Consider the following 8,459-nt stretch of genomic DNA (forward strand, 5'->3'; position numbering starts at 1 on the left):
GCTCGGCGAGCCCACCGACTCCCTCGACACCGCCTGCGACGTCATTCTCAAGACCCTGCTGCCGGACCGGCCCGCCGACGACGACATCGCCGTCCTGCTCGCCCGCACCCACACCCTCACCGCCGGCCAGGTCGCCTCCTGGGACCTGCCCGCCGACCCCGCCGTCGTCGCCCACGCCCGCGCCCACACCACCGACCAGCTCACCGCCTGGGGCCTGCACGACGCCATCTACACCACCGAACTCGTCGTCAGCGAACTCGTCACCAACGCCATCCGCCACGCCACCGGCCCCATCCACCTCCGCCTCATCCGCGACCGCGGCACCCTCATCTGCGAGGTCTCCGACACCAGCAGCACCGCCCCCCACCTGCGCCGCGCCCGCACCCTCGACGAGAACGGCCGCGGCCTGTTCCTCATCGCCCAGCTCACCCACCACTGGGGCACCCGCTACAACCGCACCGGCAAGACCATCTGGGCCGAACAGCTCATCTGACGCGGCCCATCCGACGAACGGCCCGCCCGACACCGCCGGCGAGATGATCGTGATTCCGCCGGCCCTCGGGCGGCTGCGCGGCAGACGACCGGGCATCGCCGCAGGTGACCGGCCCTCCCGGGAATAGCCGGGCCGGTTCTGACATACAGCTGTCGTAGTCACAACCAGCGGCTCGACCTGCGCCGCGCCTTCTTGCACCTGGAGGACGTCGAACACATGACTCTGCTGACCGACGCCGTGCGTGCCGCGCTGACGGCCGGGCGCCTCGCCCACCTCGTCACCCTGAACCCGGACGGCAGCCCCCAGATCACCCTGGTGTGGGTGGGCGTCGACGGCGACGAGATCGTCACCGCCCACCTGGGGCTGTACCAGAAGCTCCGCAACCTCCAGCGGGACCCACGGGTGGCGCTGTCGATCGAGGCCGCAGGGACCGAGGGCGGCGGCCTCGACCATTACCTGGTCGTCCACGGGCACGCGAAGGTCATCGAGGGCGGCGCGCCCGAACTGCTCGCGAAACTCACCAGGATCTACCTTGGGCCGGACGCCCCTCCGTCACCGATCCCCGACCCACCCCCCGGCTACGTCCTGCGGATCACCCCGGAACGCGTCGGCGGCATCGGCCCCTGGACGTCCTGACCTGACCGCGTGCCACCGGCACCAGCCAGGACCACCGGCACCAGGGCCGGCTGACAGCAGAGCCGGCTGGTGCCAGGACCTCGGCACCAGGGTCGTCCGCACCGCACCGCACCGGCTTGGCGTCAGCTGGCACCGGGTGTGCTCCGGGACGGATGTCCGAGGCCGCGGGCGAGCTGTCAGCGGGGCGCTGGCGGCTCCCTCGGGATGATCATCAGGGTTACCGTGCGGTTACGCTGGACGTCCGGGAACGGACCCTGCGTCTGATCCGCGCTGACCAGGGCAAACGCTGTCAGGGGCAGTCTGCCGCCCGCCGCCAGGTAGCCGACCGCCACCCGGGCACGGTCCAGCGCGACCGTGGAGCCTCCGCTCGTCCGCCCTCCGGCCACGGCGGACACATGACCTACCACGGTCGTCGTCACGTTCATGCTCGCCAGCCGGCCGCCGATCCGCGTCAGCAGCAGCCGGCCCGTTCGGCTGATCTCCGCGTCGCGTAGGAACAGCCCCGTGCTGAAGACCACCCGGACGTCCTCGGCACGGCGTTCCACGGACGCACCGGAGAGCGTCCCCAGCCCTTCGACGATCGCGTCGAGATCACGGGCGCGGCGGCCGGCGGCCGCGGCGCGCTCCGCGTCCAGCGACGCCAGCCGCCCCGCCAGGGCGCTGGCGTACTGTTCCGATGCGTGAACGCGCCGTTCCAGCGTCTCGGTGCTCTCGTCCTCCCGCCGCGGCTGAGCCGCGTGTACCAGGGCCCGCTCCGAGGGGCTGGCCACACCGGGCGGTCTCGGTCCGAGGCCGTCGAGCGGGAAATACCCGAGCGCCGTCCCCGTCACCGCGGTCACGGCCACGGCTGCGGCCACGACCCGGCCCGGCCCGACGAGCGGCCGAACGCGCCGGCGACCTTTGCTGATCTTTTTGATGGTGTGGCGACCCGCCGCGGCGGCCGGATCATCGGGTACGAGGGCCTGCGCCCTGGCCCAGCACCTGTCCGCCTCGGCCAGCTCGCCGCGCTGGGCGTGCACCCTGGCCCGCAGGTCGAGCACGGGCACGCCGGCCGCGCCGGCGGCGTCAAGGCGGCCGGCGGCGTCGAGGCCGTCCAGCAGCCGCGCCGCCCGGTCCAGATCACCCGCACGCGCGGCGGCGCGCGCCCGGCTGACGGCCACCTGGGCGTCCAGCACGGAACGCAGCGGCTCGCTCATGCCGGAACCAGCGTGATGATCGCATCCTGCGCGTCCCGTGGCAGCAGACGGATCAGACGCTGGTTCACCGCCTCCAGGCCGCGTACGTCGTTCGCCGCCATGGCCCGCTTGCCCTCGCGGATCAGCGCATCGGCCTGGCCGGTGGCACCGAGCACGCTCTCGAGGCTGTAGAACAGCCGGACCGGCCAGTCCGGGTTGCGCCGCTCCAGCTCGAGGACGAGCGGGATGATCCGGTCGAGCTGGTTGCGCACCGCCGCGACGTCCTCGGCGTCGGCCGCCTCCCGTGCCCGGCGCCGCAGATCCGCGAGCGCCTGCCGGTCCGCCGCGGTGCCGAACCGCTCCGCGGGCCCGGCGGCCCAGTCCAGGAGCTCGTCCACCTGCTGGACCAGTTCGGGCAGTTTCACGGCGTCCTCGATGTCGTCCAGTCTGGCGTTGAGCTCCCGCAGACGGTCCTCGGCCGTCGCCGCGGCGCCAGCGTCCACCCTGGCCGCTCGCACCTGCTCACGGACGGTCGTGAGGGTGCCGTCCTTCTCAAGCTCGGCCAGCCGCTTCTCCCCGGTCACGGCCTGGCTGTGCAGCGAGGCCAGCCGCTCTTCCGCCTCGTGCAGCAGGTTCTCCAGCTCCTGCGGGCTCCTGGTCCGGACGCTGTCCAGGTTGAGCTCGGCATCGAACTGCTCCCCCACCAGCGTCACGTCGGCGACCACCGTGACCAGGTTGGACGTGTTCGCCTCGAAGGTGACCTCGACGCCGCTGCCCGCGGGAAGATCGATCCGGACGTCACGTGGCCGGATCTCCAGCACCCCGACCTCACGGTTACGGTCCGCCCGGCTGTGTTCGCCCTGCAGGACGGTGATCCGCAGCACCGACTCCGGATCGTCGCGGCGCAACGCGCCGGTGGTCAGGAACGGCTTCTTGCCCTTGGCCGTCAGGGTGGCGTTCTTCCGCAGTATCGGCTCGAACCTGCCGTCGGCGACCTGGATACCCAGCGAGTGCCCGAGCCGCGGGCCACCGAACTCGGTGCCCCCATGTGTGATCGGAAAGGTGTCCGGTGTGAGCTTGCGGGGTGTGCCGGTGGCGTCGGTCAGCTCGACGGTGAAGCGTGAGGTCTGGTGAGGATCGAGGTCGACCTCGGTGAGGAAGCCGCCGTCCGCGGCCAGTGCGATGCGGCCGGTGGTGAACGGTGGACGGCCGGCTGGGTTGCTCAGGGTAACAGAATAGGCCGTCCAGTCGACCGGAGCGGCGCTGTGCACGTGACCACCAACGGTGGGCCTGGTCGTGGTCACGCTGGGGTCGTAGTGCCGTTCGAGCGTGAACTCCCCCGGCGCGGGCTCGAAGGACGCCGGCTCCGGGCTGCGGACCGTACTCGCGAAGATGGCCGCGCCACAGGCGACCACGGTGGTCGGGTCGAGGCTGAAGTCCAGCTCGATGCCCAGGCCGTGCCGGGGGTCGGCGAGCCGCTCCCGCAGCCCGGGAGCGAGGGTGACCCCGCCGACCAGCAGCAGGCGGTCGATGTCGTCCGCGCCCAGCCCGGCCTCGCCGAGCGCGGAGCGGCACAGTTTGATCGCCCTGACGTAGAAGGGCTCGGCGACCCGGTCGAGCTCGTCGCGGGTCAGGGTGTACTCGAACGTCTCCCTGCTCGCCCCCTCGTCCAGGAGCTCGGTTGTGATATCCACCTGTCCGAGCCGGGACAGCTGGATTTTCGCGTCCTGGGCCGCCTGCTTCAGGATCGCGAAGTTCTTCAGCCACTTCGGATTGTCCCGGCGGAACTCGGAAAAACCGAGGTCACGGCTGGCCGCGGGTGCCAGAACCCGCTCGACGAGCGCCCAGTCGATCAGCTTGCCGCCAAGGTAGGGGTCACCCGCGTGATTGAGCACGCGCAGGTCGCCGTCACGTTTGCTGACCACGGCGGCGTCGAACGTCCCCCCGCCGAAGTCGAACACCATCCAGTACACCCGGTCCGCGGTGTTGTGGAAACCGTAGGCGAAGGCCGCCGCCGTCGGCTCCTGTACCAGCGGGCACTCCGCGCTGAAACCCGCCAGCGCCGCCGCGTCGACGGTCGCCTTGTTCTGGTTCAGGGCGAACGCCGCCGGCACCGTGATCACCGCGACTTCCGGGGGAACGTTGTCGTACTGGTGCGCGGCGTCCGCGCGCAGTGACCTGAGCACCTCGGCCGACAGCTGCTGGGGGGTGAGCTCCACCGCGGCCTTGGCGAAACGCCGGCGCGCGTCGGCCAGCCCCATCTCCAGCTTGAACTCCGCGGCCACGTTCTCCGGGTCGTTCTCGCTGCGGTCACGCGCCCGGCGTCCGACATGGACGACCCCCGGTTTGGGGATCCAGACCGCGGACGGCGTGGTCTCCCAGCCGTCGTTGTTCTTGATTACGGTAACCGTGCCGTCATTGACAACGGCGATGGCGCTGTTCGTGGTACCCAGGTCGATACCGAAGTCGATCGTGTCACGCATGACAGCCCTCTGTGTGATCCGTGTCGAATGTTTGGTCCGTACTGGGCCGGGCACCGAGCTAGAACACTGTGCCGACGGGCCCGGAAGAGGGCGGGCGCCCGACTATCACCTGGCCCATCTGGACACGTCGGTCCTGGAAGTAGACCGACGGCCGGACGGTCTCCAGCACCTTTTCGGTGTCCAGGGAGAAATCCTCCTGGAAGGCGAGGACCTCGATGGAGCGGCCGGGATGGAACGCGTCCCCGTCGTGGTCCTGCACGACCAGCCCGGCCTCGGCCAGCGCGTCGCGGCATGCGCGCAGGTAGCGGGCGGCCTGCCGGGCCCGGGCGGACGGTTCCTCCTCCTCGGCGAGCTTGCGCTGGGCCTTCCACAGGTTCGTCACGGCACGGGCCAGCGCCTTCTCGTCGAGACACGGCCCGGACCCGGACCCGGGACCGGGACCGGGACCGGGCCGCGGCGGGTCCGGCTGGGACTCGGGTTCCGCCGCGCCGAGATCGCCGAGCTCGGTGATCTCGGCGAGCAACCGCTCCATCTGCTCGCACAGGAACTCGTCCCATGCCGGTGGCGCGATCCGGAAAGCCCGGTGATGGCGGCGTTGCCGCAGCTCCGCCCGCATCCGTGTCAGCTGCTGGCTCACATCATCACCCCCCGGCGCCACAGGACGAGCTTGTGCAGGTACAGATCCCGCAGGTACCGCGACAGGTTGACCGCCTCCTCCATGAGATCGGCCGCCCGTGGCAGCTGGCCGGGAACGCGGGAGAGCGCCAGCGCCTTCTCGGCGAGACGTTCGGCCTGTCTGGTGGGCGGCGGAGGCGGGGAGCCCGGAGCCGGGGTCACGGGCGAGGGTGCCGCCGAGCCTCCGCCGGCCTCCCGACGCTCGCGCAACGCGTCCGCGAGGGCCTGTGCGGTAACCGGACGGTTGACGGAGTCGACTTCGAGGGTGGCCAGCACGATGCGGTCCAGCTCGGCGTCGACATCGTCGTTGTAACGGCTGGGCGGCAACGGCGCCTGCCTGAACCGGGCGACGGAGTACCAGGAGGGAAAGCGTCCCCCGTCGTGGTACGGAAAGTGGTTGGTAAGCAGCCAGTAGGCGACCGTGCCCACCGACCACACGTCGCTGGCACACGAGTAGCCCTGGTCCCGCAGCACCTCCGGGGCCATGAACGCGTAGGTGCCCTGCGCGCTGGCCAGCTGTGTGAACGGGTTGGCGCGCTTGGCCAGGCCGAAGTCGCTGACCCGCACCCGCATACCGGTGCCGTCGTAGCCGACCAGGATGTTGGCCAGGGTGATGTCCCGGTGCACGATCGGCGGGTCCTGGCCGTGGGCGGCCGCGAGCCCGTTCGCGATCTGCTCCATCACCTCGGCGACGAGGTCCGTCGGTACCGACGGGCGGTGCACCGCGGCGAGGCGTTCGAGGCTGCCCCCGGCGACGTACTCCATCGTGAAGAAACCGCGCAGCCCGCGCGGAGTCCGCACGGTGTTCGCGTCGAACACCCGGACGATGTTCGGATGCCCCAGCGCCGACAGCAGGCGGGCCTCGTCCAGCATCCCGTCCGTCTCCTCCAGCGAGGCGACCTTCTTGAACAGCTTCAGCGCCTGCCGGCCGAGGTGGCGGTGCCGCACCCGGTAGACCTCGGCGAACGCGCCCTCGCCGAGCAGCCGTTCCACGGTGAGGTTGTCGCCGATCTCGTCGCCGTTGCCGAGCAGCGCCATCAGCCCATCCCCCTCGCGTTCCTCGCGTCGTACTCGATGGCGATCACCGAGATGTCGTCGACCGCTCCCCCCGCGGTAGCGGCCTCGACCAGCTGCCCGCACACCCCGTCAAGCCCGTCAGGCGTGGTCAGCAGCTCGGCGAGCACCCGGTCGTCGACGCTGCCGGTGAGCCCGTCGGTGCACAGCAGGATGCGGTCACAGGCATACAGCTCTGTGACCGAAACGCCCGGGACGACCTCTCCGGGCATGCCGACGAACCGGGTGAGCTGCCCGCCCCGGGTGTGGTCCTCGGTGAGCCGACGCAGACGCCCGTCTCGCGCGAGGTAGATCCTGCTGTCACCCAGGTGCACGACCAGCGCCAGGCCGTCGCGGACGAGCAGCAGCGCGACGGCCGCGCCGGTGCTGTCCGGGCCCGCGCGCGCACCCTGCCGCACCCGCTCGTTGAGCTCCGCCGCCACCGCGGTCACCGCCTGCGCCACGTCTGGCCCGTGCAACGCCGTGACACGCTCCCGCACCCGGCGGGGAAACTGCTCGACGACCGCCTGCGCGGTGGCCGACGCTTCCGCCAGGCCGCCCATGCCGTCGACCACGATGAACGTGCCCCGCTCGACGTCGGCCGCCAGCCGGTCCTGGTTGTCGCTGTGCAGGTGACCCGTCCTGGTCCGGGCAGCGTATCGGATCATGCCGACCGCCCGTCCCCGGCACCCGGGTGGACGTTGAGGCGGTAACCGATGCCTGCGACGGTCTCCAGGATGCGAGGGTTCGACGGGTCCACCTCGATGCAGCGCCGCACGGCCCGCACGACGCCCGCGACGTCGGCACGGGTGTACGAGCGGTGGGCCGCCCACTCCTCGCGAGGACCCCACAGTGCGGTGATCAACTCGGTGTGGTCGCAGGTCACCGCCGCGCCGCTGCTGTTGCGTCCGGCCATGTACCGCAGCAGTTGGTGGCCCTGCGGACGCAGCCCCGTGATCAGGGTTTCCACCCCGTCCTCGTGGCGGTAGACCCTGGCCGCCACCCAGTCGTAGCGCAGGCACGGCCCGACGTGACGGACCTCCGGCGGCGGGCCGAACGGCGCCGGCAGGGTGGCGTTCGGATCCAGGAAGATCAGCTCCCAGTACAGCGGCTCACCGCCCGGGCTCATGCCGCCGAGGATCAGCAGCGTGTCCTGATGCTGGATCCGTCGGTGCCCCCGCAGGCGGTCGGTGATGCCGCCGTGCCGCAGCAGCGTGCCGTTGACGCTGGCGTTGTCGGTCACCGACCACATGCCGTCGGCGAAGTCCAGCGTGCAGTGCAACCGGCCGACCCACCGCTGGGGGTCCGGTCCCAGCACGACGTCCGGAGTGTGTCCCGACGCCTCCCGCCCGATGGTGATCGGCCCGGTATCCAGTTCGACGTCGTGCACGGTGCCCTCCGGGGATGTGACCTGTAGCACCACCGTTCGGCTCCCCACCAGCCCCGCCTCTTTTCTGATCACATGCATGCGCCGCTCCGAGCCTGGCCGAGCCACACACCGACGGCCATGGCAACGAGATGGAAACCGGATGTGGACGCCGGTGTCACGCGCACCCGACGAGCCCCGCCGGGCCGGACAGCGGTGCCGTTCCGGCCGGGACGCGGCGCCGGGAGGAGGGCTCCGGGGCCGCGCGCGGCTCTCGTCCGGCGTCGCGCGGCAACATGCCGGACAGGCCGACACGGGCCATGACAGGAAGTTCCGAGGAACCTTTCCCGGAATCCGCTACCCGCCACTGGGGCCCACCCGGCGCACCCGGCCGTTTCCTGTGTCAGCGATATAAAGAACACCGGAACCGTCAACCGCCACACCAGAAGGCCGCGAAAGCCAGGCACGAACAGCCGGCCCACCATCACCAGAAAACCCCGACATCCCCGTACCGGCAACCGTGGTAATCACCCCATCCACACCAACCCTACGCACCCGAGCATTACCCTCATCGGCGA

Annotated in this window: 9 protein-coding genes; 2 read left to right on the forward strand and 7 right to left on the reverse strand. The window is 71.1% G+C overall.

The genetic code is table 11. The features are described 5' to 3' along the window. Together AC5LSR_RS16390 and AC5LSR_RS16395 are read left to right on the forward strand one after the other, a co-directional pair. Positions 1-493: ATP-binding protein (locus AC5LSR_RS16390; protein ID WP_250280874.1), on the forward strand; the 493-nt coding region annotated here is incomplete at its 5' end. A 216-nt stretch (positions 494-709) separates the two neighbouring features. After that, positions 710-1,129, forward strand: coding sequence for a PPOX class F420-dependent oxidoreductase (locus tag AC5LSR_RS16395; RefSeq protein ID WP_493465638.1), 420 nt, complete (start codon positions 710-712; stop codon positions 1,127-1,129). A 176-nt stretch (positions 1,130-1,305) separates the two neighbouring features. Here the strand turns inward: AC5LSR_RS16395 and AC5LSR_RS16400 are convergent, their stop codons facing one another. The 7 genes from AC5LSR_RS16400 to AC5LSR_RS16430 all read right to left on the reverse strand — a co-directional run bounded on the left by AC5LSR_RS16400 (position 1,306) and on the right by AC5LSR_RS16430 (position 8,385). Continuing rightward, positions 1,306-2,325, reverse strand: a complete 1,020-nt coding sequence (locus AC5LSR_RS16400; RefSeq protein ID WP_250280878.1) for a hypothetical protein — start codon at positions 2,323-2,325, stop codon at positions 1,306-1,308. Then, positions 2,322-4,787: an Hsp70 family protein gene (locus AC5LSR_RS16405; RefSeq protein ID WP_250280881.1), complete on the reverse strand. Its 2,466-nt coding sequence runs from the start codon at positions 4,785-4,787 to the stop codon at positions 2,322-2,324. The genes AC5LSR_RS16400 and AC5LSR_RS16405 overlap by 4 nt, the downstream gene beginning before the upstream one ends. 58 nt (positions 4,788-4,845) lie before the next feature. Next, a complete protein-coding gene (locus AC5LSR_RS16410) occupies positions 4,846-5,424 on the reverse strand; it encodes a hypothetical protein (RefSeq protein WP_250280882.1) in 579 nt (192 codons plus the stop codon). After that, positions 5,421-6,500: a serine/threonine-protein kinase gene (locus AC5LSR_RS16415; RefSeq protein ID WP_250280883.1), complete on the reverse strand. Its 1,080-nt coding sequence runs from the start codon at positions 6,498-6,500 to the stop codon at positions 5,421-5,423. Before AC5LSR_RS16415 ends, AC5LSR_RS16410 begins: the two co-directional genes overlap by 4 nt. After that, positions 6,500-7,183: a PP2C family protein-serine/threonine phosphatase gene (locus tag AC5LSR_RS16420; RefSeq protein ID WP_493468651.1), complete on the reverse strand. Its 684-nt coding sequence runs from the start codon at positions 7,181-7,183 to the stop codon at positions 6,500-6,502. The genes AC5LSR_RS16415 and AC5LSR_RS16420 overlap by 1 nt, the downstream gene beginning before the upstream one ends. Next, complete coding sequence (locus tag AC5LSR_RS16425) at positions 7,180-7,953, reverse strand: winged helix-turn-helix domain-containing protein (protein WP_493468652.1); 774 nt, start codon at positions 7,951-7,953, stop codon at positions 7,180-7,182. Before AC5LSR_RS16425 ends, AC5LSR_RS16420 begins: the two co-directional genes overlap by 4 nt. A gap of 285 nt (positions 7,954-8,238) precedes the next feature. After that, complete coding sequence (locus AC5LSR_RS16430; protein ID WP_493468658.1) at positions 8,239-8,385, reverse strand: NHL domain-containing protein; 147 nt, start codon at positions 8,383-8,385, stop codon at positions 8,239-8,241. Positions 8,386-8,459 lie beyond the last annotated feature (74 nt).

This window comes from Protofrankia sp. CiP1_Cm_nod4, assembly GCF_982290645.1.